Origin of the sequence: Enterobacter cloacae complex sp. S1 (assembly GCF_014930525.1) — a bacterium.
In the GTDB taxonomy this organism is placed as follows: Bacteria; Pseudomonadota; Gammaproteobacteria; order Enterobacterales; family Enterobacteriaceae; genus Enterobacter; species Enterobacter hormaechei_C.
The window spans coordinates 25,191-49,847 of the sequence record NZ_JADBRE010000019.1; the positions used below are offsets into that span (position 1 = coordinate 25,191).

26 protein-coding genes, 1 pseudogene and 1 other annotated feature (1 of these 28 cut by a window edge) are annotated in these 24,657 nt (G+C 54.3%); of the genes and pseudogenes, 12 read left to right on the forward strand and 15 right to left on the reverse strand.

Going from position 1 to position 24,657, the window contains the following annotated elements; genetic code table 11:
- Nucleotides 1-725: 725 nt before the first annotated feature.
- The 6 genes from oppA to IM290_RS13695 all read left to right on the forward strand — a co-directional run bounded on the left by oppA (nt 726) and on the right by IM290_RS13695 (nt 7,189).
- A complete protein-coding gene (gene oppA, locus IM290_RS13670) occupies nt 726-2,357 on the forward strand; it encodes an oligopeptide ABC transporter substrate-binding protein OppA (RefSeq protein ID WP_017693312.1) in 1,632 nt (543 codons plus the stop codon).
- A gap of 82 nt (nt 2,358-2,439) precedes the next feature.
- A complete protein-coding gene (gene oppB, locus IM290_RS13675) occupies nt 2,440-3,360 on the forward strand; it encodes an oligopeptide ABC transporter permease OppB (RefSeq protein ID WP_003856738.1) in 921 nt (306 codons plus the stop codon).
- 12 nt (nt 3,361-3,372) lie between these two features.
- A complete protein-coding gene (oppC, locus tag IM290_RS13680; protein WP_003856740.1) occupies nt 3,373-4,281 on the forward strand; it encodes an oligopeptide ABC transporter permease OppC in 909 nt (302 codons plus the stop codon).
- An 11-nt stretch (nt 4,282-4,292) separates the two neighbouring features.
- Entirely contained in the window at nt 4,293-5,306 is a 1,014-nt protein-coding gene (locus IM290_RS13685) for an ABC transporter ATP-binding protein (RefSeq protein ID WP_017384234.1), read from the forward strand.
- A complete protein-coding gene (gene oppF, locus IM290_RS13690) occupies nt 5,303-6,307 on the forward strand; it encodes a murein tripeptide/oligopeptide ABC transporter ATP-binding protein OppF (RefSeq protein ID WP_017384233.1) in 1,005 nt (334 codons plus the stop codon). Before IM290_RS13685 ends, oppF begins: the two co-directional genes overlap by 4 nt.
- A 45-nt stretch (nt 6,308-6,352) precedes the next feature.
- Complete coding sequence (locus IM290_RS13695; protein ID WP_144427905.1) at nt 6,353-7,189, forward strand: ion transporter; 837 nt, start codon at nt 6,353-6,355, stop codon at nt 7,187-7,189.
- Nucleotides 7,190-7,220: 31 nt separating this feature from the next.
- Here the strand turns inward: IM290_RS13695 and IM290_RS13700 are convergent, their stop codons facing one another.
- Both IM290_RS13700 and cls read right to left on the reverse strand, forming a co-directional pair.
- Nucleotides 7,221-7,550, reverse strand: coding sequence for an HI1450 family dsDNA-mimic protein (locus tag IM290_RS13700; protein WP_003856748.1), 330 nt, complete (start codon nt 7,548-7,550; stop codon nt 7,221-7,223).
- A gap of 33 nt (nt 7,551-7,583) precedes the next feature.
- Nucleotides 7,584-9,044 carry a cardiolipin synthase gene (gene cls, locus IM290_RS13705; RefSeq protein WP_003856750.1) on the reverse strand — a complete coding sequence of 487 codons (1,461 nt, stop codon included), beginning with the start codon at nt 9,042-9,044 and terminating at the stop codon, nt 7,584-7,586.
- A 143-nt stretch (nt 9,045-9,187) separates the two neighbouring features.
- On the opposite strand from cls, the gene IM290_RS13710 reads away from it, so the two are divergent.
- From IM290_RS13710 to leuE, 4 genes are all read left to right on the forward strand, one after another.
- Nucleotides 9,188-9,361 (forward strand): YciY family protein, encoded by a 174-nt coding sequence (locus tag IM290_RS13710; RefSeq protein WP_017384232.1) that lies wholly within the window; start codon nt 9,188-9,190, stop codon nt 9,359-9,361.
- A gap of 118 nt (nt 9,362-9,479) precedes the next feature.
- Nucleotides 9,480-9,608, forward strand: a complete 129-nt coding sequence (locus tag IM290_RS21815; protein WP_208985927.1) for a KPN_01571 family protein — start codon at nt 9,480-9,482, stop codon at nt 9,606-9,608.
- Between the two features lie 11 nt (nt 9,609-9,619).
- On the forward strand, nt 9,620-10,030 hold the full coding sequence (locus tag IM290_RS13715; RefSeq protein ID WP_193042504.1) for an Exc2 family lipoprotein: 411 nt from the start codon (nt 9,620-9,622) through the stop codon (nt 10,028-10,030).
- 67 nt (nt 10,031-10,097) lie between these two features.
- Nucleotides 10,098-10,733, forward strand: a complete 636-nt coding sequence (gene leuE / locus IM290_RS13720; protein ID WP_193042503.1) for a leucine efflux protein LeuE — start codon at nt 10,098-10,100, stop codon at nt 10,731-10,733.
- A gap of 33 nt (nt 10,734-10,766) precedes the next feature.
- On the opposite strand, the gene IM290_RS13725 is transcribed toward leuE, so the two are convergent.
- Nucleotides 10,767-11,063: a YciI family protein gene (locus tag IM290_RS13725; RefSeq protein WP_003856755.1), complete on the reverse strand. Its 297-nt coding sequence runs from the start codon at nt 11,061-11,063 to the stop codon at nt 10,767-10,769.
- Between the two features lie 221 nt (nt 11,064-11,284).
- Between IM290_RS13725 and tonB the strand changes: the two genes are divergently transcribed.
- Nucleotides 11,285-12,013, forward strand: a complete 729-nt coding sequence (gene tonB / locus IM290_RS13730) for a TonB system transport protein TonB (protein WP_193042505.1) — start codon at nt 11,285-11,287, stop codon at nt 12,011-12,013.
- A 38-nt stretch (nt 12,014-12,051) separates the two neighbouring features.
- Here the strand turns inward: tonB and yciA are convergent, their stop codons facing one another.
- The 5 genes and pseudogenes from yciA to IM290_RS13755 all read right to left on the reverse strand — a co-directional run bounded on the left by yciA (nt 12,052) and on the right by IM290_RS13755 (nt 15,255).
- On the reverse strand, nt 12,052-12,447 hold the full coding sequence (yciA, locus tag IM290_RS13735) for an acyl-CoA thioester hydrolase YciA (protein ID WP_003856759.1): 396 nt from the start codon (nt 12,445-12,447) through the stop codon (nt 12,052-12,054).
- Nucleotides 12,448-12,545: 98 nt separating this feature from the next.
- Nucleotides 12,546-13,289: pseudogene (locus tag IM290_RS13740) on the reverse strand (TonB-dependent receptor domain-containing protein); the annotation flags it as partial.
- A 239-nt stretch (nt 13,290-13,528) separates the two neighbouring features.
- Nucleotides 13,529-14,068 carry a septation protein A gene (locus IM290_RS13745; protein ID WP_003856762.1) on the reverse strand — a complete coding sequence of 180 codons (540 nt, stop codon included), beginning with the start codon at nt 14,066-14,068 and terminating at the stop codon, nt 13,529-13,531.
- Nucleotides 14,069-14,081: 13 nt separating this feature from the next.
- The gene (locus IM290_RS13750) at nt 14,082-14,825 is read right to left on the reverse strand and encodes a YciC family protein (protein ID WP_015570376.1); all 744 of its coding nucleotides are present in this window, start codon (nt 14,823-14,825) and stop codon (nt 14,082-14,084) included.
- Between the two features lie 25 nt (nt 14,826-14,850).
- A complete protein-coding gene (locus IM290_RS13755) occupies nt 14,851-15,255 on the reverse strand; it encodes a YkgJ family cysteine cluster protein (RefSeq protein ID WP_017384228.1) in 405 nt (134 codons plus the stop codon).
- Between the two features lie 282 nt (nt 15,256-15,537).
- Here IM290_RS13755 and ompW point away from each other — a divergent pair, with 282 nt between their 5' ends.
- On the forward strand, nt 15,538-16,170 hold the full coding sequence (gene ompW, locus IM290_RS13760) for an outer membrane protein OmpW (RefSeq protein ID WP_047365562.1): 633 nt from the start codon (nt 15,538-15,540) through the stop codon (nt 16,168-16,170).
- Nucleotides 16,171-16,456: 286 nt separating this feature from the next.
- On the opposite strand, the gene yedF is transcribed toward ompW, so the two are convergent.
- The 7 genes from yedF to IM290_RS13795 form a co-directional block, all read right to left on the reverse strand.
- Entirely contained in the window at nt 16,457-16,690 is a 234-nt protein-coding gene (gene yedF, locus IM290_RS13765) for a sulfurtransferase-like selenium metabolism protein YedF (protein WP_003856774.1), read from the reverse strand.
- Nucleotides 16,687-17,898 (reverse strand): selenium metabolism membrane protein YedE/FdhT, encoded by a 1,212-nt coding sequence (yedE, locus tag IM290_RS13770; protein ID WP_017384226.1) that lies wholly within the window; start codon nt 17,896-17,898, stop codon nt 16,687-16,689. Before yedE ends, yedF begins: the two co-directional genes overlap by 4 nt.
- A gap of 174 nt (nt 17,899-18,072) precedes the next feature.
- Nucleotides 18,073-18,882, reverse strand: a complete 810-nt coding sequence (gene trpA / locus IM290_RS13775; RefSeq protein WP_047062925.1) for a tryptophan synthase subunit alpha — start codon at nt 18,880-18,882, stop codon at nt 18,073-18,075.
- A complete protein-coding gene (trpB, locus tag IM290_RS13780; RefSeq protein WP_003856780.1) occupies nt 18,882-20,075 on the reverse strand; it encodes a tryptophan synthase subunit beta in 1,194 nt (397 codons plus the stop codon). Before trpB ends, trpA begins: the two co-directional genes overlap by 1 nt.
- 10 nt (nt 20,076-20,085) lie before the next feature.
- On the reverse strand, nt 20,086-21,444 hold the full coding sequence (gene trpCF, locus IM290_RS13785) for a bifunctional indole-3-glycerol-phosphate synthase TrpC/phosphoribosylanthranilate isomerase TrpF (protein WP_193042502.1): 1,359 nt from the start codon (nt 21,442-21,444) through the stop codon (nt 20,086-20,088).
- Between the two features lie 3 nt (nt 21,445-21,447).
- Nucleotides 21,448-23,043 (reverse strand): bifunctional anthranilate synthase glutamate amidotransferase component TrpG/anthranilate phosphoribosyltransferase TrpD, encoded by a 1,596-nt coding sequence (gene trpD, locus IM290_RS13790; RefSeq protein WP_017384223.1) that lies wholly within the window; start codon nt 23,041-23,043, stop codon nt 21,448-21,450.
- On the reverse strand, nt 23,043-24,605 hold the full coding sequence (locus tag IM290_RS13795) for an anthranilate synthase component 1 (protein ID WP_193042501.1): 1,563 nt from the start codon (nt 24,603-24,605) through the stop codon (nt 23,043-23,045). The genes trpD and IM290_RS13795 overlap by 1 nt, the downstream gene beginning before the upstream one ends.
- Before the next feature lie 23 nt (nt 24,606-24,628).
- Nucleotides 24,629-24,657: a sequence feature (Trp leader region), on the reverse strand; it runs 66 nt beyond the window's last position.

Sequence of the window (24,657 nt, forward strand, 5' to 3'; positions counted from 1 at the left end):
GATTATCTGCAAATCATATAAATAAAGTTGAAATAGGCGCCAGTCATAATAAGTTCTACTAATAATCCTCTTCTGTTGTTTTTCAAGGGGTTGTTTATTTTCATTTCCCCTTGCCGCGCATAAATCCCTCAAACCCTCTGTTATTTTACTCACATGATACTCTGGGGCTTGCTGACAGATAACCGAAATGATATTAGTAATTTCGACGCTGACTCAGACGAATGTGCTAAATAATAATCAATTGTTAAATTATCGTGAAAAATCGTTCAGCCAAGCTTTGTCGTCGCGTTTGTAGCAACAAAATTTCTTATCTGTATGAATTACATCTCTTTTTGTTGATTTCGGCGTAAGCCAGGGTTGGCACCACAGTTATGCCAGCCATCGTAAAAGAGAAATGCTTAACAAATTTGCAAAATGTATTGGCGAGAGTTGGCACCATTTGGTACTTTCCGGCCTTATATTTTGCAGCATTAAACAAGTTGATGAGAACTATTTTCATATAGCCCTCACATAAGATATCCAACGCATCTCTCTGACAGGGGAGAGGTGTAAAGAATCGACGCAAGACCGCCGTACGAGCGGTCAGTAATAATGAAGTCGGTGATAGCAAGAAGTAAAAAAAGAACCTGACAGTAGCAAAAAAAACTCCTGCGCTGTACAGGCCCCAACAGGGGATTACACAACTGGCGAAGGCCGGTCATTATAATGAGTGGAGTATCAACACAATGTCCATCATCACAAAAAAAAATCTGGTAGCGGCGGGGATTTTAACTGCGCTAATCGCGGGCAACGCTGCAATGGCTGCGGACGTTCCTGCTGGTGTTCAGCTGGCTGAGAAGCAAACGCTGGTACGTAATAACGGTGCGGAAGTGCAGTCTCTTGATCCGCACAAAATTGAAGGTGTTCCAGAGTCTAACGTTAACCGCGATCTGTTTGAAGGTCTGCTGGTGACTGACGTAGACGGCCACCCGGCTCCGGGCGTGGCGGAAAAATGGGACAACAAAGATTTTAAAGTCTGGACCTTCCATCTGCGTAAAGATGCGAAATGGTCTGACGGTACGCCGGTTACCGCCGAAGATTTCGTCTATAGCTGGCAGCGTCTGGCGGATCCGAATACCGCCTCCCCGTATGCGAGTTACCTCCAGTATGGCCATATTGCCAATATCGATGACATCATCACGGGTAAAAAGCCAGTTACCGACCTGGGCGTAAAAGCCATCGATGCCAACACCTTTGAAGTGACGTTGAGCGAACCTGTTCCGTACTTCTATAAGCTGCTGGTTCACCCGTCCGTCTCCCCGGTACCAAAATCCGCAGTAGAAAAATTTGGTGAAAAATGGACGCAGCCTGCGAATATCGTGACCAACGGTGCATATAAGCTGAAGGACTGGGTCGTTAACGAACGTATGGTGCTGGAGCGCAACCCGCAGTATTGGGATAATGCGAAGACCGTTATCAATCAGGTCACCTACCTGCCAATCTCTTCTGAAGTGACGGACGTAAACCGCTACCGCAGCGGTGAAATCGACATGACCTATAACAATATGCCGATTGAACTGTTCCAGAAGCTGAAAAAAGAGATCCCTAAAGAAGTTCACGTCGATCCGTATCTGTGCACCTACTATTACGAAATTAACAACCAGAAAGCACCGTTCACCGACGTACGTGTTCGTACCGCACTGAAGCTGGCTCTGGATCGCGACATTATCGTGAATAAAGTGAAGAATCAGGGCGACCTGCCGGCTTACAGCTACACCCCACCTTACACCGACGGTATGAAGCTGGTTGAACCAGAATGGTTCAAATGGTCTCAGGAAAAACGTAACGAAGAAGCGAAAAAACTGCTGGCTGAAGCTGGCTATACCGCCGACAAGCCGCTGACCTTTAGCCTGCTATATAACACCTCCGATCTGCATAAAAAACTGGCTATCGCCGTCGCGTCAATCTGGAAGAAAAACCTCGGCGTGAACGTGAAGCTGGAAAACCAGGAGTGGAAAACCTTCCTCGATACGCGCCATCAGGGAACCTTTGATGTGGCTCGTGCAGGATGGTGTGCGGACTATAACGAACCGACCTCATTCCTGAACACCATGCTGAGCGACAGTTCGAACAACACCGCACACTATAAGAGCCCGGCGTTTGATAAGCTGATTGGCGAAACCCTGAAGGTGGCAGATGACGCCCAGCGCGCCGATCTGTACGCGAAATCAGAACAACAGCTCGATAAAGACTCTGCGATCGTTCCGGTTTACTACTACGTTAACGCCCGCCTGGTGAAACCATGGGTAGGGGGTTATACCGGTAAAGACCCGTTGGATAATATTTCCGTTAAGAATCTTTATATTATCAAGCATTAATGGCAATACGTGGGGCGAGCGAGCTTGCCCCACTGTGTCTATTTTGTAACATTCATCAGGCACACGCCAGAAGGTACGGGCAATGTTGAAATTTATCCTGCGTCGCTGTCTTGAAGCGATTCCAACGTTATTTATTCTAATTACAATTTCCTTCTTCATGATGCGTCTTGCACCGGGCAGTCCTTTTACCGGTGAACGCACGCTTCCGCCAGAAGTTATGGCCAACATCGAAGCGAAATACCATTTAAACGATCCTATCACCACGCAGTACTTCAACTATCTGAAGCAACTTGCACACGGTGATTTTGGGCCGTCATTTAAATATAAAGACTATTCCGTTAACGACCTGGTGGCGTCCAGCTTCCCGGTATCGGCTAAATTAGGGGCTGCTGCATTTATCCTGGCCGTTGTTCTCGGTGTCACTGCGGGCGTTATCGCTGCGCTAAAACAAAATACCCGATGGGATTACGCCGTAATGGGGGTCGCAATGACCGGGGTGGTTATCCCCAGCTTCGTTGTCGCGCCGTTGCTGGTCATGATATTCGCCATAACCCTGAAATGGCTTCCCGGGGGCGGCTGGAACGGCGGGGCGCTGAAGTTCATGATATTGCCGATGGTGGCATTATCTCTGGCCTACATCGCCAGCATCGCCCGTATTACCCGCGGTTCAATGATTGAAGTCCTGCACTCGAACTTCATCCGTACCGCCCGTGCGAAAGGGCTGCCGATGCGCCGGATTATTTTCCGTCATGCCCTCAAGCCTGCACTGTTACCGGTACTCTCCTATATGGGTCCGGCTTTTGTCGGCATTATCACGGGTTCAATGGTGATTGAAACCATTTATGGCCTGCCGGGCATCGGGCAGCTGTTTGTTAACGGGGCGCTTAACCGTGACTATTCGCTGGTGCTGAGCCTGACGATCCTCGTGGGCGCGCTGACCATTCTGTTTAATGCCGTTGTCGATGTGCTGTATGCCGTTATCGACCCGAAAATCCGTTACTAACTGGAGCACGCCATGATGTTGAGTAAGAAAAACAGCGAGGCGCTGGAAAACTTCAGTGAAAAGCTGGAGGTCGAAGGTCGTAGCCTTTGGCAGGACGCCCGCCGTCGTTTTATGCATAACCGTGCCGCCGTTGCCAGCCTGGTCGTGCTGGTGCTAATCGCGCTGTTCGTAACCCTGGCACCAATGCTCTCTCAGTTCACCTATTTCGATACGGACTGGGGCATGATGTCCAGCGCGCCGGATATGGAATCCGGGCACTATTTCGGCACCGACTCCTCCGGGCGTGATTTGCTGGTGCGTGTGGCGATTGGCGGCCGTATCTCCCTGATGGTTGGCATCGCGGCGGCGCTGGTGGCGGTGATTGTCGGCACGCTTTACGGCTCGCTTTCCGGTTACCTCGGCGGGAAAGTGGACTCCGTGATGATGCGTCTGCTAGAAATCCTGAACTCCTTCCCGTTCATGTTCTTCGTCATTCTGCTGGTGACCTTCTTTGGTCAAAATATCCTGCTAATCTTCGTGGCGATCGGGATGGTGTCCTGGCTGGATATGGCGCGTATTGTGCGCGGCCAGACGCTGAGCCTCAAACGTAAGGAGTTTATCGAAGCCGCACAGGTTGGCGGCGTTTCTACCGCCAATATTGTGGTGCGTCATATCGTTCCTAACGTGCTGGGCGTGGTGGTGGTATACGCCTCTCTGCTGGTGCCAAGTATGATCCTGTTTGAATCTTTCCTGAGCTTCCTGGGATTAGGTACGCAAGAGCCGTTGAGTAGCTGGGGCGCTCTGTTAAGTGATGGCGCAAACTCCATGGAAGTGTCACCGTGGTTACTGCTGTATCCGGCGGGCTTCCTGGTCGTCACCCTGTTCTGTTTCAACTTTATCGGCGATGGCCTGCGTGATGCCCTCGACCCGAAAGACCGTTAAGGAGCGCCGTCATGACCATTATTGAAACGGCAACCGCGCCACAGGCGCAACAGCGGACCAGCGCACTGCTGGACGTTAAAGACCTCCGCGTGACGTTTAAAACCCCTGACGGTGATGTTACTGCCGTTAACGATCTCAACTTCGACCTGCGTGCCGGTGAAACGCTGGGCATTGTGGGCGAATCCGGTTCCGGTAAATCCCAGACCGCATTCGCGCTGATGGGCCTGCTGGCGTCAAACGGCGTAATCGGCGGTTCGGCGACGTTTAACGGGAAAGAGATCCTGAATTTGCCGGAACATGAGCTGAACAAGCTGCGCGCCGAGCAGATTTCAATGATTTTCCAAGATCCGATGACGTCCCTGAACCCCTATATGCGGGTGGGCGAACAGCTGATGGAAGTGCTGATGCTCCACAAGGGGCTGGGTAAAGCCGAAGCGTTTGAAGAGTCCGTCAAAATGCTGGATGCGGTGAAAATGCCTGAAGCACGCAAGCGCATGCGCATGTATCCGCACGAGTTCTCCGGCGGTATGCGCCAGCGCGTTATGATCGCGATGGCATTGCTTTGCCGGCCAAAACTGCTGATCGCTGATGAACCGACCACCGCCCTGGACGTGACCGTCCAGGCGCAGATCATGACGTTGCTGAACGAGCTGAAGCGCGAGTTCAACACCGCCATCATCATGATCACCCACGATTTAGGCGTCGTTGCCGGGATCTGCGACAAAGTGTTAGTCATGTATGCAGGCCGCACGATGGAATACGGTAATGCCCGCGATGTGTTCTACCAGCCAGCCCATCCGTACTCTATCGGGCTGCTGAATGCCGTACCGCGTCTCGATGCGGAAGGGGAGTCGCTGCTGACGATCCCGGGTAACCCGCCAAACCTGCTGCGTCTGCCAAAAGGCTGCCCGTTCCAGCCGCGTTGTCCGCATGCGATGGAAATCTGTAACAGCGCACCGCCGCTGGAAGCGTTTGCCCCAGGCCGTCTGCGTGCCTGCTTTAAGCCGCTGGAGGAGCTGGTATGAACGCAATCGACGAAAAAAGAAATGTGCTGCTCGAAATCGCTGACCTGAAGGTCCATTTCGATATCAAAGACGGTAAACAGTGGTTCTGGCAGCCTGCCAAAACCCTGAAAGCGGTGGATGGCGTCACGCTACGCCTGTACGAAGGCGAGACCCTGGGCGTGGTAGGCGAATCCGGCTGCGGCAAATCGACGTTTGCGCGTGCGATCATCGGCCTGGTGAAGGCCACCGACGGGAAAGTGGCCTGGCTTGGCAAAGATCTGCTGGGGATGAAGCCGGATGAATGGCGCGACGTGCGCAGCGACATCCAGATGATTTTCCAGGATCCACTTGCGTCCCTGAACCCGCGTATGACCATTGGCGAAATCATTGCCGAGCCGCTGCGCACCTATCATCCGAAGATGCCGCGCCAGGAAATTCGCGATCGGGTGAAAGCGATGATGCTCAAGGTGGGTCTGCTGCCTAACCTCATCAACCGCTACCCACACGAGTTTTCCGGCGGTCAGTGCCAGCGTATCGGTATCGCACGCGCGTTGATCCTTGAACCAAAACTGATTATCTGTGATGAGCCGGTTTCGGCGCTGGACGTTTCCATCCAGGCCCAGGTGGTTAATCTGCTACAGAAACTGCAACGGGAAATGGGGCTGTCGCTGATCTTCATCGCCCACGATCTGGCGGTGGTAAAACACATTTCGGACCGTGTGCTGGTCATGTATCTGGGCCACGCCGTAGAGCTGGGCACGTATGATGAGGTGTACCACAATCCTCTGCACCCTTATACCAAAGCGCTGATGTCTGCGGTTCCCGTTCCGGACCCCGATCTGGAAAAAAATAAAACCATTCAGCTTCTGGAAGGTGAACTGCCTTCGCCAATCAACCCGCCTTCAGGCTGCGTATTCCGTACGCGGTGCCCAATAGCCGGCCCGGAATGTGCAAAAACACGGCCGGTTCTGGAGGGCAGTTTCCGACATGCGGTTTCCTGCCTGAAAGTAGACCCGTTATAATCGCAAGGGCTGACATGATGTCAGCCCTTATTTTTCGAGGTTAATGTGTCGCGATTATTCACGTCGGCCCGTCAGCGGCTGTATCACCTTTTATTTGATCCTGAAACGGTTTCCGGTCGCCGCTTCGAAGGTCTGTGTGGTTTATTTGCGCTGATTAGCGTCATTATTATCTTTATCGAATCCGGCGCCGGAACGCAGTACCACATGACGTATGAGGAGTGGCACGTTTTCGTCTGGCTGGAATTGATTGTCACGCTGGTGTTTACTGCGGAATATGTGCTGAGGGTCATTAGTTGGCCAAATCCGGCGAAATACGTTTTCAGCTTCTGGGGATTTATTGATTTAGCCACCATCCTGCCGCTGTATGTCATGTGGCTGTGGCCTGAGATCAGCCTGAATTATGTGTTTGCCTGGCGCGCAATGCGGGCGATTCGTGTGTTACGAATTCTCAAACTGCTGCGCTTTATGCCGTCGCTGCGGGTTTTTTGGGTCGCCATTGTCAGCGCCCGCCACCAGCTGATTCTCTTCTATTCGTTTATTGGTATCGTGATGATCGTTTTTGGCTCCCTGATGTATTTAATCGAAGGGCCGAAATACGGGTTTACCACGCTTAATGCGTCTGTTTACTGGGCTATCGTCACGGTGACCACCGTGGGCTATGGCGATATTACCCCGCATACGCCGCTCGGACGTATTGTGGCATCGGTTCTTATCCTGATCGGCTATTCGGTGATAGCGATTCCGACGGGGCTAATTACCACCCATATGAGCAGCGCCTTCCAGAACAGCAAGCAGCAACGCAAATGTCCGAATTGTCAGCAGGGGAATCATGAACCCGGCGCGCGGTTTTGTCACCGCTGTGGAAATGCCTTACCGGATTAAATAAAAAAGGCTGCGCGGGCAGCCTTTTTTATTATTCGCGCCAGAGGATATGGCACAGTTTGTGATCTTTCTCGCGGCACAGCAGGACGCGGGCAAAGATGTCGTTAATTTCTCCGCCGTCTTCATCTGCAAGGCCAATCACCACCTCGGCGAAGAAGTCCGGGTTGAGATCAAAATCGACATGTTCGGCCCAGTCTTCAGCCGGATCGAACAGCTCAGCACCGCCACGCTCTTCAAATTGCAGGTTGAAAAGAATGACGTCAGCAGGGTCGAGATTATCGACCGCCAGCTCGAGAAAAATATCGTAGGCCTGTTCGAGCGTTTCGTCTTCGGTCAGGCGATTGTTCAGATCCATTTCCATGATGACTACCTGTTAAACATCGTTGGGCACGTTTTACAGCAACGGACTAAAGAAGTAAAACAGTCGTTCGGCAATTCGCTGCCACAGCGGACGTTTCGCCCACAGTCTGGCGTCCAGCAGGCGTGAGCGGGAGATATAATCGTCCTGAACCGCAGCCAGATCGCCACCGAACCCGGCGTCATCAATAACCAGCGTAATTTCAAAATTCAGCCACAGACTGCGCATATCGAGGTTGACGGTACCCACCAGGCTCAGCTCTCCGTCCACCAGCACGCTCTTGGTGTGTAACAGGCCGCCTTCGAACTGATAAATTTTAACGCCTGCGGCCAGCAGCTCACTAAAGAACGCGCGGCTTGCCCATCCCACCAGCAGCGAATCGTTCTTGCGCGGCATAATAATGCTCACATCCACTCCGCGCTGTGCCGCTGTACAGATGGCATGCAGAAGGTCGTCGCTGGGAACGAAATAGGGCGTGGTCATGATCAGATATTCCCGCGCGGAGTACGCGGCGGTAAGCAGTGCCTGATGGATCAGATCCTCCGGGAAGCCAGGACCGGAGGCGATAGTGTGGATAGTGTGCCCGCTGGCTTCCTCAAACGGCATGATATTGCCATCCGGCGGCGGGGGAAGAATGCGTTTACCGGTTTCAATTTCCCAGTCGCAGGAGTAGACGATGCCCATTGAGGTCGCGATCGGTCCCTCCATCCGCGCCATCAGATCGATCCATTGCCCCACGCCGGAATCCTGCTTGAAGAAGCGGGGGTCAACCATGTTCATGCTGCCGGTGTAGGCGATATAGTTATCGATCAGAACCATTTTCCGGTGCTGGCGGAGATCCATGCGGCGCAGAAAGACGCGGAAAAGATTCACTTTCAGCGCCTCTACCACCTCGATACCGGCGTTACGCATCATGCCTGCCCACGGGCTACGGAAAAAGGCCACGCTGCCGGCGGAGTCCAGCATCAGGCGGCAGTGGATACCGCGACGTGCAGCGGCCATCAGTGATTCGGCGACCTGGTCCGCCATGCCGCCCGGCTGCCAGATATAAAACACCATCTCGATATTATGTCGGGCGAGCTGGATATCACGGATCAGCGCCTGCATCACATCATCGGAAGAGGTCATCAGTTGCAGCTGATTACCTTTTACCCCAGCAATGCCCTGGCGGCGTTCGCACAGCTTGAACAGAGATGCGGCCACGCTGCTGTTCTCTTCAGCGAAGATATGCTTGCAGGCTTTAAGGTCGGCAAGCCATTTCGCCGTGGAGGGCCACATGGCGCGGGCGCGTTCGGCGCGGCGTTTACCCAGATGAAGTTCACCGAAAGAGAGATAGGCAATGATGCCCACCAGCGGGAGAATGTAGATAATCAGAAGCCAGGCCATGGCGGAAGGTACCGCTCTGCGTTTCATCAGAATGCGCAACGTCACCCCGGCAATTAACAGCCAGTATCCTAAAATGACCAGCCAACTCACCACGGTGTAGAAGGTTGTCATAAATAAAAAATCCTTTTGAAAGCGTATTGTTATGAGTTTACGCATCAGGATTCATCTGGCAAATAAAAACGGCAGATAAAAGCGCTGGTTTGCCGCCTGCTTAGGCATATAATGGCATCTCTGTTAGAGAAAGAGTTGTAGACATGAAGCGCAGTAGAACTGAAGTTGGGCGCTGGCGCATGTTGCGACAGGTGAGTCGTCGTAAGGCTCGCTGGCTGGAAGCACAATCCCGCCGCAATATGCGTATCCACGCCATCAGAAAATGTGGCCTGAACAGACACCGTAACGCGCTGTTGTTCGCGGTCCAGGACATCTGAAAAGCATGAGGGGCACCGTAAAGGTGCCCATTAAATATCCAGGCTATTAATTTTTGCAGTCTCCTGCCGTTTGCTTTCCGCGATATACTAAGTCCCCATAACGTCATGATATTAAAAGATGAATCCTTATCTCTGGATTTTTATTGTACTTTTGGCGCTGGATGCGCTCAGGGAAGATTTAGGACTTTCGTCATTTTCCTCATTGGCAGATTATGTTTTCGCATGGGGAATACATTGGCTTTATTAAAGGAAAAAAGGATGAACGTAAAAGTGATGGCAGCACTCTTCGGGATTGCGATATTAAGCGGTTGTGCCAGCAGCAAAACCTCACCCGAACGGCACGCGTTTTATTTCGTGTCACATCAGTCCAGCTTTACTGGCGGCAATTACACCTCCAGCGTGCAGAAAAATTATCAGCTGAACGTGGCGCAGTTCCGCGAGCTTTATGCCCGGGGCAAAGCTGACCGCGCGGAAGGGCGGACTCAGGCTGAAGCCAGTGAATACGCGCAAAGCATTCGCGATCAGCTAAAAGAAAATGCGACGTCGCAGGAATTGTTCGCAGGCAACGCGAAGGATAAATGGTCATCGGACATGGACACTAAAGACGCCATATTATTTGGTAACGAACTGGCCGCGACTTATCTTGATGGCTATAACGGCGTACAATAGCGCAACTGATTCAGGGGATACCGTAATTACCGGTATCCCCGCTGTTTTTGAGCGAAAGGAGTGAGACGTGTTTGCGGAGTTTGGTGTACTGAATTTCTGGACCTATGTTGTCGGCGCATTTTTTATCGTGCTGGTTCCAGGACCGAACACCTTGTTTGTGCTGAAAACAGGGATTGGCCACGGCGTTAAGAAAGGCTATCTGGCCGCCACCGGTGTGTTTATTGGTGATGCCGTGCTGATGTTTCTGGCCTGGGCGGGCGTCGCCGCGTTGATCCAGACCACTCCGGTTTTATTTAATATTGTCCGCTATCTGGGCGCGTTTTATCTGCTGTGGCTGGGCGGAAAAATGTTCTGGTCCGTTATGACGCGTCAAAAAAATGCGCAGGAAAGTAGCGCCGAACCGGCAAGCGCAATCCTTAAGCGTTCGCTGGTGCTGAGCCTGACGAACCCGAAAGCAATTCTCTTTTACGTGTCATTCTTCGTGCAGTTCATTGATGTCAATGCGAAGAATACCGGCACGTCGTTCCTGATCCTCGCCACAACGCTTGAGCTGATCAGCTTCATGTACATGAGCTTCCTGATTTTCTCAGGCGCGTTTGTCACGCGTTACCTCAAAACCAAAAAGAAACTGGCGAAGCTGGGGAACGGGCTGATAGGTCTGCTGTTTGTCGGATTTGCGGCGAGGCTGGCGTCGCTGCACTGAATGAAGAAAAGGCTCCCGAGGGAGCCTTTCGTTTCAGAATACTTTTTTATACGGACGAACCGTGACTTTCTCGTACACGCCGGCTGCGACGTACGGGTCTGCTTCTGCCCAGGCCTGCGCGGCTTCCAGAGATTCAAACTCGGCAATCACCGTGGAGCCGGTAAAACCCGCCGCGCCCGGATCGTTGCTGTCAACGGCAGGCATCGGGCCTGCGGTCAGCAACCGACCTTCATCCTGTAGCAACTGTAAACGCGCCAGATGAGCAGGGCGAACGGAAAGACGTTTTTCCAGAGAATCAGGTACATCTTCAGCGTAAATCACGTAAAGCACGGCAAAGCTCCTTAACCGGTAAAAGTGACAATTACGTTATGTGAAAGCACAAATGACTGCAATGTAAAGATAATAACAATGTTAAAACCCTGATCTGGATGCCCCTTTTTTGCCCTCATGTACGCTTAAATTGCGCCAGGACAAAGTGTCTTATTGAATATGATTGCTATTTGCATTTAAAATCGAGGTTCGGTTTTTTAACGTTGATGATTATGACTTCGATGACCCTTGATTTACCTCGCCGCTTTCCATGGCCGACGCTGCTTTCCGTCGTTATTCACGGTGCTGTCGTGGCGGGTCTGCTCTATACCTCGGTTCATCAGGTTATTGAAATGCCGGCGCCTGCGCAGCCAATTTCTGTGACCATGGTATCGCCTGCGGATCTTGAGCCGCCGCAGGTTGCGCCGCCGCCGCCACAGCCCGTTGTTGAACCCGAGCCGGAGCCAGAGCCCGAGCCGGTTCCTGAACCGCCGAAAGAAGCGCCGGTGGTGATCCATAAGCCGGAGCCGAAACCTAAGCCGAAGCCAAAACCCAAGCCGGTCAAAAAGGTGGAAGAGCGTCCGAAACGTGAAGTGCGTCCGGTTGAGCCACGCGCCACGCAGCCGGTTGAAAATGCCGCCCCGTCACGTCCGCTGATGAATAACACCGCGACCGCGACAAAACCGACGGTAACGGCGCCAGCAGGCCCGCGCGCGCTGAGCCGTAACCAGCCGCAGTACCCGGCACGTGCTCAGGCGTTACGTATTGAAGGGCGTGTACGGGTGAAATTCGACGTTACGGCCGATGGACGTGTCGATAACGTGGAAATCCTGTCCGCACAGCCGGCGAATATGTTTGAACGCGAAGTTAAATCGGCCATGCGCAGGTGGCGCTATGAAGCCGGTAAACCCGGCAATGGATTGATTGTGAATATTGTCTTCCGCCTGAACGGTGGGGCACAGATGGAATAAAAAAAGCCTCCGCAAGGAGGCTTTTTTTTACCTGAGGATCAGCTCCGTGGGAGCTGGCGGGGCTTACCGTCGCTATCCACCGCCACATAGATAAATAATGCCTCCGTCGCCTTATAGCGCTGACCAATCGGCTCAGAAGAGACTTTTTTCACCCATACTTCAATGTTGATGGAGACAGACGTATTGCCGCGTTTTACGCAGCGTGCGTAACAGCACACCACGTCCCCCACCGCGACAGGGCGCAGGAAGGTCATGCCATCGACCCGGACTGTCACCACGCGCCCGTGTGCAATCTCTTTTGCCAGGATTGCACCGCCCATATCCATCTGCGACATCAACCAGCCGCCAAAAATATCGCCATTGGCATTCGTATCCGCAGGCATTGCCAGTGTGCGTAAAACCAGTTCGCCCTGTGGGGCGTCATTTGTTGTCATTGTTTTTAAACTCGTAACTGAAGACTTCAGGCGGGATGCTACTATGATTTCTGGCTGGAGAGAATAGGGTTAGCGCCCGCAGAGCAGGCGCCAGCGGGTCAGAAGGACAGGGTCACGCCTGCGTAATACGCACGGCCTGGTTCGTTATAGGTCGATGCACCGTCATTTCCTCGGTAAATTTGCTTATCAAAGAGGTTGCTGATCCCGGCATTCAGGCGGAGATCTTTTGTCAGCTGATAGTTACTACCGATCCCAACGATGGAATAGGCGCCAATCTCTTTATCTGACATCGCATTCTGCTCTTTGCGGATTTCAGCATTTTCTCTTGGCTTCTGGCGGCCATACATCGTCCAGCTAAGGTTTGCTGAAAGTTTGCTGTTAACCTGCCAGTCGAGCATCGTGTTGACGGTATATTTTGGGATAATCGACAGAGGGTTGCCGGTGTCCTTACTTTCAGACTGAATCATATGCGTCGCATTGGTGCGCCAGGTTAGCGTGTCGCGGATAACCGGGACGGTGAGGTTGCCTTCCAGCCCCTCAACAACAGCCTTTCCTCCGTTCTGCCACTGAAGGATATTTGCGCCGCTGCTTGTCTGGCCCAGTACATCCGTTCCTGAAACAATCTTGTTTTTGTAATCGTTGCGGAACCAGGTTATGCCAGCCCCGTAGCCTTCCAGCGCAAAGGCCAGGCCAATCTCTTTGTTCACGCTGATTTCAGGATCCAGATCCGGGTTACCTAACAGGTAACAGCTTCCTTCGGAAACGTTGTTCGGGCAGCCATTACCGCGGGTGGAAAGCAGATAGCCTTCGCTGGATTGATACAGGTCTGGCGCTTTAAATATAGCGTTGAAAAAATGGCGAGCGTAAGTGTAGCCGGGGCAAATCTTATTATGTTATTCATCAACTCATTTCCGTTTGTTAAAAATGAGATGACAAATGTTATTGATAGTCATTCTCACTACAATCAAATGACAGCAATCTCCATAAAATCTTCACGATTCAGACATTTTTGCAGGAAGGATGTAGAGAAAAGAGAAGGCGGGAAAAGAGGCCAGACCGCGTGGCGATCTGGCCATAAGGATCAGTGCTTGTCATCCTGCGGCATGTGGCGATAAATATAAACGCCGCTGAGCAGGGTGAAGATAAGGGTCAGCGCCGTCAGGCCAAACACCTTGAAGTTGACCCAGATATTCTGCGGCAGCCAGAATGCGATATAGATATTCGCCAGACCACACAGAATAAAAAATAGCGCCCAGGCGATATTCAGACGCCCCCACACAGCCTGCGGCAGCGTCAGTTCTTTCCCCAGCATGCGCTGGATCAGTGGCTTCTTCATCACCCACTGGCTGATGAGGAGTGCACCCGCAAACAGGCCGTAAATCACCGTGACCTTCCATTTGATAAATTCATCATTGTGGAAGAACAACGTCAGGCCTCCAAACACCGCCACCATCAGGAAGGTGATGAGCGCCATCTTTTCAACTTTGCGATAGCGAACCCAGCTGTAAATCAGCACCACAGCCGTTGCCACAATCAGCGCCAGCGTGCCGGCATAAATGTCGTACAGCTTATAAAAAGCGAAAAATACTATCAGCGGTAAAAAATCAAGAAACTGCTTCATTCTGCGATCCCAGTTACTGACGAATTAACATGTACAGGCGGAACAAATAGACCAGCAGCACGGCTGAAATCAGATTGCTCAGCGTATTGGCGACAACCGCTCCGACGTTTGGCGTTAACACCGCAAAATTCGGCGCAAACAGCAACAGCAGAGTTTTGGCCAGCAGCCAGCTGATAACGGCCGGGGCGACCAGTCGCATATTGGCCCATGCGAGCCTGATGCTGCTGCGCATGGCGGTGAAAATGCCCATTTTGTCCTGCACAACCATTACTGGCGCGAATGAAAGCACGATAGCCAGCAGCACGCCCGGAACGACAACCAACATTATCCCCATCTGGACCAGCAGCGTGGTCAGGAAGATGAGGATAAACAGTTTTGGCAGCACCGGAGCGCTGGCCCCGATTGCACGTAACGCGCTGACGCGTTGGCCGGCAGACACCAGCTGGATCATCAGCAACACGCCACCCGCCAGAATGGCGTTGCCAATCAGGCCCGAGAAGGTAGATGCCGCAGATGCGCGCAGCAAGATTTGCTGTTGCTCTGGCGTCATATTCTGCACAAGGTCAAACAACCCTGCGCTGCCTGCAAGATTTTCCCCCTGGCTCAGCGTGGCAATCTGTTCATCACTGGGTGAGAACGCATGACCCAGCACCACCGTAATAAAGGCGCACAACAACGCGATCAGTAAAAAGGTAATGAACTGATTGCGGAAAAAATTTCCCGTGTCACGGTAGACAGACTTCGCCGTGATAGACATGCACTCTCCTTGAGTATTGCAGGTGTTAATTAGCCGGCAATTGTACACCGGATAACACGCTGGTGGCAGCATCAAGGCTTGTATGGAAAAGCATATCTTTGTAAAGCGGCGGTAATCCATAGCGGGCGCGGGCGCGATTGCATGCCTCATTGACCTGCCCATCCTCTCCCGACATCGCGAAAGTGCGACACGGGCTGGGGCGATCCGCGTAAATGGAACAGCGGGTGGATACCCCAGGCTCACCTTGCAGTGCCACACAGCGGCTCTGTTTTTGGTTGGTGCCGCGCATACAGCGCAGAAAAGGGGTTAAGGGTTCAGTGAGATCAACCGGAACGGTGCCGCCGCCATCGCTGGCTTCAGCCCAGTAGAAAGAGACTCGAAAATACGCACAACAGGCTCCGCACGTCATGCACGGGTTATGATCACTCATGGCACACCTGCAAAAGTAGAACGCATCAAATCACATTGTGAGAGCGATAAATTATCCAGCCGCTACAGGAAGCGCAAGAGAGGGAAAACAGAAAATTTTGTAACCATGAAATGCCAAAAATTGACGCGGTAACAACTTATTGCTTTATGAGGCGTCACCAAAAATTAACCTAGATCAATGAATGTTAACTTACTGGTTTTAATGTGATCTGTGTTAGATCACTTATTACTCATTTGTGAGTATATTCTCCTCCGCAATTAAAACCACAACGATGGAGCGGATATGAAAAAATTAGCGGTGGCAGCCCTTATCTTAAGCAGTCTCTCTGGCGGCGCGTACGCGCATGAAGCAGGCGAATTCTTTATTCGTGCCGGTTCGGCAACGGTACGTCCGACGGAAGGGTCCGACAATGTACTGGGTATGGGCGGGTTTAACGTCAGCAATAACACCCAGTTAGGCCTGACGTTCACGTATATGGCAACGGATAACATTGGCGTCGAGCTTTTAGCCGCCACGCCATTCCGTCACCGCGTCGGTTTAGGACCGACCGGGGACATTGCCACGGTGCACCATTTACCACCAACGCTGATGGCGCAGTGGTACTTCGGCGATTCCAGCAGCAAGGTGCGCCCTTATATCGGTGCAGGTGTTAACTACACCACCTTCTTTGATGAGAAATTTAACGATACCGGTAAAGAGGCCGGGCTCTCCGATCTCAGCCTGAAAGACTCGTGGGGCGTGGCGGGGCAGGTTGGTCTGGATTATCTGATTAATCGTGACTGGCTGATCAACGCCTCGGTCTGGTATATGGACATTGATACGGACGTGCGCTTTAAAGCTGGCGGCCAGCAGCAAAGTATCAATACCCGTCTGGATCCGTGGGTATTTATGTTCTCAGCAGGCTATCGTTTCTGACAGAAGATATATCCCCTGTCAGCCGGTGATTGCTGTATGGTGGTTGTTCCACACACCTGGCTGGAGGGGATATCCCCAACATCAAATTTGAGTGTCCGGTTTGTGCAGGTAAACAGTTTCAGTTCACGACGTTCAGCCCAGCACATAGCCTACCTCACGGTGCTATCTGTTCCGTTTGCGGAACACGTCTCACCATTCATTCATGCCTGCCGAAGCTCAGACGACGACGGTGGCCAAAGCCAGTAAACTAGAAAAGGCCTCTGAGAGGCCTTTTTAGATCGTGAAATCACTTCTGAATTAAATAACGAATGGTTGGTCCGTCCTGCTGGATATCCAGCACGGTATAGCCGTGATTTTTGGCATCAAGCGGAATGTTATTGATCGACTGGGGGCAATCGCTCACCACTTCCAGAATTTCACCTTTCTTTAGCTGCGGTAGCGCTTCAAGCGTGGCGACGGCCGGGTAAGGGCAAGGTTCACCCACCATATCGAGACGATAATCAGGCACGATCTCTTTCATGCGGCATTCTCCTGAGTTTCAGTTTTGGCGGTGGCGCGTCGGAAGAAGCGCTTCTCTTGTGCAACAACCAGTAAGAAGGCGATAAGCAGCAGGGCATAGGTCACCAGGAGCCCCCCGAGTGGACCAAAAGTATTCAGCAGGTTGACCTTGTCCCAGTTTGTTGCCAGTACCGGAGAGACGTCATCCCAGTAGTAGGCCAGAATGGTAGAGCCAATCACGTTACCCAGACCCACCCACCAGTAATGCACTTGGCCTTCCACAGCGCGATACATCCAGCCGGTTTCACACCCGCCCGCCAGCACGATGCCAAAACCAAACAGCAGTCCGCCAATGACGGCATTTGGGCCCGCCCACATGATTTTCGGTTCCACGCCGAGCTGAACGTAGCTGAAGATGCCGATCGCGCTCACGGCCATACCGGCAATGATCGCCTTCGCCATCATGCTTCGTCCGGTGATCCACATATCGCGAAACGCGGAGGTAAAGCAGATCTGCGCGCGTTCAATCAGCAGACCAAAACCGACGCCGAACAGCATGGCCAGGCCGAGTTTTGGCTGATTCATCGCCGTGCAAATCGCCCAGGCAACCATGGCAAAAAAGACCAGCATACCGAGGCGGAAGCGACGACGCGCCTGATCGGGTTTTTGCGTTAACGGAGAGGCAGCGCTAACTTTCGTCATTTTCACCGGAATGCGGAACAGCGGCAGCAGGGTGAATTTAGCACCGAAGTAGGAGCCGATGGCGGTGGCGACGGCAAAGAACCAGGCATGCAGCGAGAACTGCGGAATACCGGTAAAGAACGCGGCCAGATTACAGCCCATCGCCAGGCGGGCGCCAAACCCGGCAATGATGCCGCCGACCACGGCCTGCATAATGCGGATGCGGCTTTTCGGCATGCGCAACTTAACGTTGTTGGCCCACAGCGCGGCCGCAAAACAGCCGCCGAACATGCCAATGATCATCATCCCGTCGATGCGGGTCAGCGGTGTGCCCTCAAGATGGATCAGTTTGAAGTAGCCCCACTCTTCGGCATGGACACCTGCCAGCTGTAATAGCTGCCCACCCCAGCGGGTAAACTCGCCCGTAACAGCCCAGAAGGTGCCGGTAATACCGAAATAATAAGTAGAGAGAATGCCTGCCGCGATAACGGCCGGAACAGGTGACCAGAACTTAACCAGGTAAGTCTGTTTGAAGGAATGCCATGACATGAATAACCTCTGAACTCAGAAGGGTAACGCTAAAAAGAGCCCAGATCATACGCTTACGCGAAAGTTTGGAAAGTCATTCACACCGAAAATATCGACAGGATCAATTTTGACCTGCTTCTTTCAGGAAGAGAGAAGGGAAAACCGCCTGACGCCGGGGCCAGACGGTGTTAACGGTTACGCCTTGCGCGTGGCCGCTTTCATGGATGTGACAAATGCGTGTAACTCAGCCAGCATCTGCTCTGGCTTATCCACGTTCTTCTCGATAATTTTCACGATAGCCGAACCGGAAATGGCTCCGGCGGCTTTCGCGTCAATCGCCGCAGTAACCTGATCCGGTGAGGAAATGCCAAAGCCCTGAAGCGGCGGTGCAGCATGGTATTCTGCCAGCTTCTCCACAAGATGATGCAGCGGCAGCGCGGCTTTGTTTTCCGCACCGGTGACGCCCGCACGGGAGAGCAGGTAGGTGTAACCTCGTCCGTAAGAGGCAATCTGGCGTAACAGATCGTCATCGGCATTCGGTGGACAGATGAAAATCGGCGCGACGTTGTGGCGCATTGCCGCCTGACGGAATGGCGCAGACTCTTCAACGGGCACGTCAGCCACCAGCACGGAGTCAACGCCCACGCGGGCGCACTCTGCGTAAAACGCATCAATACCGCGGCTGAACACCAGGTTGGCGTACATCAGCAGGCCGATCGGAATGGTCGGGTGCTTCTGACGGATCGCCGCCAGCATTTCAAAGCACTGGCTCGGCGTCACGCCCGCGGCAAACGCGCGTAGCGTTGCGTTCTGAATGGTCGGGCCATCCGCCAGCGGATCGGAGAACGGAATACCGAGCTCCAGCGCGTCGGCACCGGCATCAATCAGGGTGTCGATAATCTTCAGCGACTGCTTCGGGCCGGGGTCGCCCAGCGTCACGAAGGGAACGAAGGCGCCTTCCTGGCGAGCTTTCAGTTGTGCAAATGCGTTGTCGTAGCGTTCCATCAGATTTCCCCTCGTGCTTTCAGAATATCGTGAACGGTGAAGATATCTTTGTCACCGCGACCGGAAAGGTTTACCACCAGCAGCTGCTCTTTTTCCGGGTTTTCCTTCATCATTTTCAGCGCGTGCGCCAGCGCGTGGGAAGACTCCAGCGCCGGGATGATCCCTTCATTGCGGCACAGTGTTTTGAAGGCTTCCAGCGCTTCGTCATCGGTGATGGAGACATAATCCGCGCGGCCGGTGCTGTTCAGGAACGCGTGCTGCGGCCCTACGGACGGGAAATCCAGCCCGGCAGAGATCGAGTAAGACTCCTCAATCTGCCCTTCATCGGTCTGCATCATTGGGGCCTTCATGCCGAAGTAGATACCCACGCGGCCATGCTTCAGCGGCGCACCATGCTCGCCCGTTTCAATGCCGTGGCCGGCAGGCTCAACGCCAATCAGCCCAACGCTGGTTTCGTCGATAAAATCGGCAAACATGCCGATGGCGTTAGATCCGCCGCCAACGCAGGCGATCACCGCATCCGGCAGGCGACCCTCTTTTTCAAGGATTTGCGCTTTAGTCTCTTCGCCGATCATGCGCTGGAATTCACGCACGATGGTCGGGAACGGGTGCGGGCCCGCGGCGGTACCGAGCATGTAGTGGGCGGTTTCGTAGCTGCCAGACCAGTCGCGAAGCGCTTCATTACAGGCATCTTTCAGCGTGGCAGAACCGCTGTGCACCGGGATCACTTCCGCCCCCATCAGACGCATACGGAACACGTTTGGCGACTGGCGCTCAACGTCCTTCGCCCCCATGTAAATGCGGCATTTCAGGCCGAGCAGGGCGCTGGCGAGCGCTGAAGCCACACCGTGCTGTCCCGCGCCGGTTTCGGCGATGATTTCGGTTTTACCCATCCGCTTCGCGAGCAGCGCCTGGCCAAGCACCTGGTTAGTTTTATGCGCGCCACCGTGCAGCAGATCTTCACGCTTAAGATACAGCGTAGTTTTAGTGCCTTCGGTCAGGTTGCGGCACTTTGTCAGCGCCGTCGGACGACCGGCGTAGTTTTTCAGCAGGTCAGTAAACTCCGCCTGAAACGCCGGATCTTTCTGTGCGCTCACGAACGCTTCTTCCAGCTGGCGCAGAGCGGGCATCAGGATTTGTGGGACATACATCCCACCGAACTCACCAAAATACGGGTTAAGTAATGTCGTCATCTTCTCTTCCTTAATATGCACGCAGAGTTTTAAATACCGATGCCAGCTTGCTGGCGTCTTTAATGCCCGGTTGGGACTCTACGCCTGAATTGAAATCGAGGCCTGCGCAGCCGGTTTTGGCCGCTTCCACACAGTTATCGGGGCTTAATCCCCCCGCCAGCAGGACATTGTCCAGCACTTCGCCACGCAGCAGTGACCAGTCAAAACGCTGCCCCGTGCCGCCCTGGCCGTTGTCGAGCACGTATTTATCAACATGCTTCAGGTTACGCGCGGGCAGGGTGGCGCCAACGCTTTGCGCTTTCCAGATCTGAACCTGAGGCGCCAGAGCATGTCGCAGAGCATCGATGTACGCCTGATCTTCATCGCCGTGCAGCTGAACCGCGCTCAGGGATAAAGCGTCCGCTTTTGCCGCAACGTCGTTAATATCCGCATTACGGAACACGCCCACGTAGCTCAGAGGCGCAGCCGCCATCACCTTGCGCGCCTGTTCCTCATTAACGGCGCGAGGAGAGGACTCAACAAAGATCAGACCACCATAGATTGCGCCCGCTTCATATGCGGCCTGCGCATCCTGTTCACGGGTCAGGCCGCAGACTTTGTTCTCACCCAACAACACGCGGCGCACGGCCGCATTAAGATCGTCGTGTTCCATCATCGCGGAGCCGATCAGGAAACCGTTGGCAAAGTGGCTGAGTTCGCGCACCTGAGCGTAGCTGTTAATCCCGGATTCGCTGATCACCGTGACGCCCGCGCCCAGACGCGGCGCAAGCTGGCGCGTACGGTTGAGGTCAATCGACAGGTCGCGCAGGTCGCGGTTGTTAATGCCGACCACTTTGGCTTCCAGCGCGATGGCGCGCTCCAGCTCCTCTTCGTTGCTCACTTCGGTCAGCACGCCCATATTCAGGCTGTGCGCGACGGCGGAGAGCTGGCGATACTGCTCGTCATCCAGAACGGAGAGCATCAGCAGGCAGGCATCTGCCTGGTAAAAGCGCGCCAGCCAGATCTGATACGGGTCGATAATAAAGTCTTTGCACAGAATCGGCTGCGGCGCGATGCCGCTGACAACGGGCAGAAAATCGAAGCTGCCCTGGAAATATTTCTCATCCGTCAGCACAGAAATGGCAGACGCATGATGCTTGTAGATACCGGCAATACGCGCCGGGTCGAAATCGTCGCGGATCACGCCTTTGGACGGAGACGCTTTTTTACACTCCAGAATAAACGCGGTACGCGCGCCCTGGAGCGCATCATAAAAACGACGGCTGCTCGGAACGACGTCATTCTGAAAACTGGCGAGCGGCTGCTGTTGCTTACGGGCTTCCACCCAGATGGCCTTATCGGCGACGATTTTCGCTAAAACGGTCTGCATTATTTACCCTCTTGCCGCAAGTGCGGTAACGCGATCGTAAGCTGCACCGGAGCGCAGTACGTCCAGAACTTTTTGGGCGTTGGCTTTCAGATCTTCCTCGCCATGTAAACGCATCAGCATGGCTACGTTGGCCGCCACGGCGGCCTCATGGGCGGCCTCACCTTTACCTTGTAATAAGCGCGTGAGAATGTCACGGTTTTCTTCCGGCGTGCCGCCCGCCAGGGCGTCCTGATGGTACGGGGTCAACCCGAAGTCAGCGGCCTCAAGCTGATAGTTCAGCACTTCGCCGTTATTCAGTTCCGCCACCAGCGTGGGCGCATGCAGGGAAACTTCATCCATCCCGCCGCTGTGTACCACGGCGGCGCGTTGGTAACCGAGGACGCGCAGCGTCTCCGCAATCGGCAGGACCAGTTCCGGGCTGTAAACGCCAATCAGCGCCAGCGGCGGGTGCGCCGGGTTAATGAGTGGACCGAGCACGTTAAACAGCGTACGGGTTTTGAGCTGCTGGCGAACCGGCATCGCGTGGCGGAAACCGGTGTGATACTTCGGCGCGAACAGGAAACAGACGCCCAGGTCATCCAGCGCTTCACGGGAACGCTCGGCGTTCATGTCCAGGTTGATACCGAAAGCCGCTAGCAGGTCGGACGATCCTGAACGGCTGGACACGCTGCGGTTGCCGTGTTTCGCCACCTTCAGACCGCATGCCGCGGCCACAAAGGCGCTGGCGGTGGAAATATTGATACTGTTACTGCCGTCGCCACCGGTCCCGACAATATCGGCAAACGGATAGTCCGGGCGCGGGAACGGGGCGGCATTTTCCAGCAGCGCGGTTGCCGCGCCGGCGATCTCCTGCGGGCTTTCGCCACGTACCTTCATGCTCACCAGCGCAGCGGCCAGCTGCTCAGGCTTCAGCTCGCCGCGCACGACAGCTGAGAACAGCTGATGGCTCTCCTGCTGGCTCAGGGTCTGAGCCTGATACAGTTTTTCCAGAATCGGTTGCAGGGTGTTGGTCTGCTCCAGCTTTTGTAGCGCCCAGTCGAGCGTTTGCTCCAGCAGACGCGCGCCGTTGGACGTCAGGATAGATTCCGGGTGGAACTGCATCCCGCAGACGCGATCCGCATCGTGACGCACCGCCATCACCATCCCTTCAAACGAGGCGTTAATGGTCAGCCCGGCCGGAATGTTGCTGCCGACCAGCGAGTGGTAACGCGCTACCGGAAGCGGGTTCGGCAGACCGGCAAACATCGCCTGACCGTCATGTTCAATACTTGACGCTTTACCATGGAGGATCTCCCCCGCCTGACCCACGTAACCGCCGTAGGCTTCGACAATCGCCTGGTGGCCGAGGCAGATGCCGATAATCGGCAGCTTGCCGCGCATACGGGTCAACAGCTCAGGCATACAGCCTGCTTCGCTCGGTGCGCCTGGGCCCGGGGAGAGCATCAGCACCGGGTTTTGCATGGTCGCCAGACGGTCAATTAGCGTCTGGGCCGGAACGTGGTTGCGATAGATAACGACATTGTGACCATTCGCACGCAGCTGATCTGCCAGGTTGTAGGTAAAGGAGTCGATATTATCGAGCAGCAGAATGTCAGCCATCAGAAAATCTCCTGTGCATGGTGTGCGGTAGCAATGGCGCGCAGTACCGCGCGCGCCTTACTGCGGGTTTCGTCGGCTTCCGACTGCGGAACAGAATCCAGCACAATCCCGGCCCCGGCCTGGACGGTGGCAATGCCGTCCTCAACGTAGGCGGAGCGGATCACGATGCAGGTATCAAGGTCACCGTGAGCGGTGAAATAGCCCACGGCACCACCGTAGCTGCCGCGACGGCGTCCTTCCGCTTCGGCGATCAACTGCATAGCGCGGACTTTCGGCGCGCCGCTCAGGGTGCCCATGTTCATGCAGGCGCGGTAGGCATGCAGAACGTCGAGGTCGTGGCGCAGTTCACCCACCACGCGGGATACCAGGTGCATGACGAAGGAGTAGCGGTCGACTTTGGTCAGGTCCGCCACGTAGCGGCTGCCAGGCGTGCAAATGCGTGCCAGATCGTTACGCGCCAGGTCAACCAGCATCAGGTGTTCGGAGAGCTCTTTATGGTCGGTACGCATCTCCAGCTCGATGCGGCTGTCGAGATCGCGGTCCAGGGAGCCATCGGCACGACGGCCGCGTGGACGGGTTCCCGCTATCGGGTAGATCTCAATCTGGCGGCTGGTGGCGTCGTACTTGAGGGAGCTTTCCGGCGACGCGCCAAACAGGGTGAAATCATTGTCCTGCATAAAGAACATGTACGGGCTTGGGTTGCTCTTTTTCAGCACATCGTAAGCCGCCAGCGGCGACGGGCAGGGCAGTGAGAAGCGACGGGACGGCACTACCTGGAAAATCTCCCCGGCACGAATCGCTTTTTGCATCTGACGTACCACCGCGCCGTACTGATCGTCGGTCTGACTCACCTCGCAGGTCATCTTTTCAACACGCTGCACCGGGAGCGCGGGCGGTGCTTCTGACATCTGATGTTGCAGTTGGGCGATGCGCTGCGCGAGGCGATTTTTCTCAGACTCAGACGGAGTGAAAAGGCTGGCCTGGATGCGGGTATATTTTTTCTGATGGTCGATCACCAGCAGGGTTTCGGCCAGGTAGAAACAGTAGTCCGGGCAGCGATTTCCCTGCTCGGTTTCCGGTAAATCTTCAAAGCCAGCAACCAGGTCGTAAGCAAACAGCCCGCCAAAAAACATTGCTTCGCGCTCAGCTTCCGGCACGGCCACCAGATTTTGCAGCAGGCGAAAGGCGTCAAAAACGGAGAGCGAGCAGAGGCGGGCATCCTCATCCAGCAGCTGGCTCACCGGCGGGAAATGCAGAATACGCAGGTCCGGGTGGCGTTCATTTTCAATGCCTGAAGGCAGCGCCGCATCCAGCAGCGGCAGGAGCGACGCGCCATTGTCAGACAACGCCCTGATAGTGACGGTGTCACCTAACGCGGTAATGCGCAGCGCGCTGTCAACCAGCAGCAGGCTTTTGAGGTCGTCCTTACTGTCGATATCAGCAGACTCCAGCAGCAGCGTCGCGGGACGTGCGCCGCACACCTGATGAAACAGCGCGGTAGGGTTATGGCGATAGGCCGCCTCGCAGGTCAGCAGTTCGAGATGAGGTTTGGCTGTTTGCATGTTGTTGTTCTCATATTCTGTTCAAAAAAAAGCCCGCTGGGTAGCGGGCCGG

Bases quoted from the DNA above. Each gene is read 5' to 3' on its own strand.
- trpB (WP_003856780.1), bottom strand. From the start codon at position 20,075: ATGACGACATTACTTAACCCGTATTTTGGTGAGTTCGGTGGGATGTAT.
- IM290_RS13700 (WP_003856748.1), bottom strand. From the start codon at position 7,550: ATGGAAATGGATCTGAACAATCGCCTGACCGAAGACGAAACGCTCGAA.
- yciA (WP_003856759.1), bottom strand. From the start codon at position 12,447: ATGACAACAAATGACGCCCCACAGGGCGAACTGGTTTTACGCACACTG.
- trpCF (WP_193042502.1), bottom strand. From the start codon at position 21,444: ATGCAGACCGTTTTAGCGAAAATCGTCGCCGATAAGGCCATCTGGGTG.
- oppA (WP_017693312.1), top strand. From the start codon at position 726: ATGTCCATCATCACAAAAAAAAATCTGGTAGCGGCGGGGATTTTAACT.
- oppB (WP_003856738.1), top strand. From the start codon at position 2,440: ATGTTGAAATTTATCCTGCGTCGCTGTCTTGAAGCGATTCCAACGTTA.
- oppC (WP_003856740.1), top strand. From the start codon at position 3,373: ATGATGTTGAGTAAGAAAAACAGCGAGGCGCTGGAAAACTTCAGTGAA.
- IM290_RS13745 (WP_003856762.1), bottom strand. From the start codon at position 14,068: ATGAAGCAGTTTCTTGATTTTTTACCGCTGATAGTATTTTTCGCTTTT.
- yedF (WP_003856774.1), bottom strand. From the start codon at position 16,690: ATGAAAGAGATCGTGCCTGATTATCGTCTCGATATGGTGGGTGAACCT.
- cls (WP_003856750.1), bottom strand. From the start codon at position 9,044: ATGACAACCTTCTACACCGTGGTGAGTTGGCTGGTCATTTTAGGATAC.
- IM290_RS13710 (WP_017384232.1), top strand. From the start codon at position 9,188: ATGAAGCGCAGTAGAACTGAAGTTGGGCGCTGGCGCATGTTGCGACAG.
- yedE (WP_017384226.1), bottom strand. From the start codon at position 17,898: ATGTCATGGCATTCCTTCAAACAGACTTACCTGGTTAAGTTCTGGTCA.
- IM290_RS13715 (WP_193042504.1), top strand. From the start codon at position 9,620: ATGAACGTAAAAGTGATGGCAGCACTCTTCGGGATTGCGATATTAAGC.
- oppF (WP_017384233.1), top strand. From the start codon at position 5,303: ATGAACGCAATCGACGAAAAAAGAAATGTGCTGCTCGAAATCGCTGAC.
- tonB (WP_193042505.1), top strand. From the start codon at position 11,285: ATGACCCTTGATTTACCTCGCCGCTTTCCATGGCCGACGCTGCTTTCC.
- IM290_RS13755 (WP_017384228.1), bottom strand. From the start codon at position 15,255: ATGAGTGATCATAACCCGTGCATGACGTGCGGAGCCTGTTGTGCGTAT.
- trpA (WP_047062925.1), bottom strand. From the start codon at position 18,882: ATGGAACGCTACGACAACGCATTTGCACAACTGAAAGCTCGCCAGGAA.
- ompW (WP_047365562.1), top strand. From the start codon at position 15,538: ATGAAAAAATTAGCGGTGGCAGCCCTTATCTTAAGCAGTCTCTCTGGC.
- IM290_RS13795 (WP_193042501.1), bottom strand. From the start codon at position 24,605: ATGCAAACAGCCAAACCTCATCTCGAACTGCTGACCTGCGAGGCGGCC.
- IM290_RS13685 (WP_017384234.1), top strand. From the start codon at position 4,293: ATGACCATTATTGAAACGGCAACCGCGCCACAGGCGCAACAGCGGACC.
- trpD (WP_017384223.1), bottom strand. From the start codon at position 23,043: ATGGCTGACATTCTGCTGCTCGATAATATCGACTCCTTTACCTACAAC.
- IM290_RS13750 (WP_015570376.1), bottom strand. From the start codon at position 14,825: ATGTCTATCACGGCGAAGTCTGTCTACCGTGACACGGGAAATTTTTTC.
- IM290_RS21815 (WP_208985927.1), top strand. From the start codon at position 9,480: ATGAATCCTTATCTCTGGATTTTTATTGTACTTTTGGCGCTGGATGCG.